Source organism: Ideonella sp. P3_A4, assembly GCF_056403075.1.
In genome coordinates this window covers 1-765 of the sequence record NZ_JBFUGE010001254.1, presented here as the reverse complement: position 1 = coordinate 765, position 765 = coordinate 1, and the positions used below count along the sequence as shown (strand labels likewise).

2 protein-coding genes are annotated in these 765 nt (G+C 66.8%); both read left to right on the top strand.

Annotation, left to right across the window (positions count from 1 at the left end; genetic code table 11):
• Positions 1-607, top strand: a 607-nt coding sequence (locus AC1DYI_RS37400) for an alpha/beta hydrolase (RefSeq protein ID WP_477209107.1), incomplete at its 5' end; no start/stop codon positions are given.
• Positions 604-765, top strand: a 162-nt coding sequence (locus tag AC1DYI_RS37395) for a hotdog family protein (RefSeq protein WP_477209108.1), incomplete at its 3' end; no start/stop codon positions are given. The genes AC1DYI_RS37400 and AC1DYI_RS37395, both read left to right, overlap by 4 nt.

Below are 765 nucleotides of genomic sequence, written 5' to 3'. Positions count from 1 at the left end.
ATACAGGCTTGCGCCGGAGCACCGCTTCCCGACGGCGGTCGATGACGCGTTCGCGGCGTTGCGCTGGCTGGCCGGTGAGGGCGGTGCAACACTCGGGCTCGATGGCGCCCGCCTGGCCGTCGGCGGCGACAGCGCCGGCGGCACACTCGCTGCGGTCTGCGCGATCCTGGCCCGCGACGCCGATCTGCCGCTCGCGCTGCAACTGCTGATCACGCCAGGCACCACGGCCCACGCCGACACGCCGTCGCACAAGCTGTTTGCCAATGGCTTCCTGCTCGAAGCCGATGGCATCACCTGGTTCTTCGACCAGTACATCGATGCCAAAGACCGCAACGATTGGCGCTTCGCCCCGCTGAATGCGCCCGATCTGGACGACCTGGCTCCTGCCTGCGTGTTGCTGGCCGAGTGTGACCCACTGGTCGACGAGGGCCTGGCCTATGCCGACAAGTTGCGCGCCGCTGGCGTGCCGGTCGAGCTGGAGCTGTACCGTGGCCTCACCCACGACTTCATCAAACTCGGCCGCGCGATCAAGGAGGCGGGCCTTGCGCAGGGTGTGGCGGCCACTGCGCTGCGCCGTGCCTGGAACATGCCGGAGACAAACCCATGACAAGAAACGACTTTCGCTTCCTCGACCGCCTGCGCGTGCGCTGGGCCGAGGTCGACATGCAGCAGATCGTCTTCAACGGCCACTACCTGATGTACATCGACACAGCAGTCGGCGGCTATTGGCGCGCCGTGGCCTTGCCGTACCAGGAGGTGATGCAA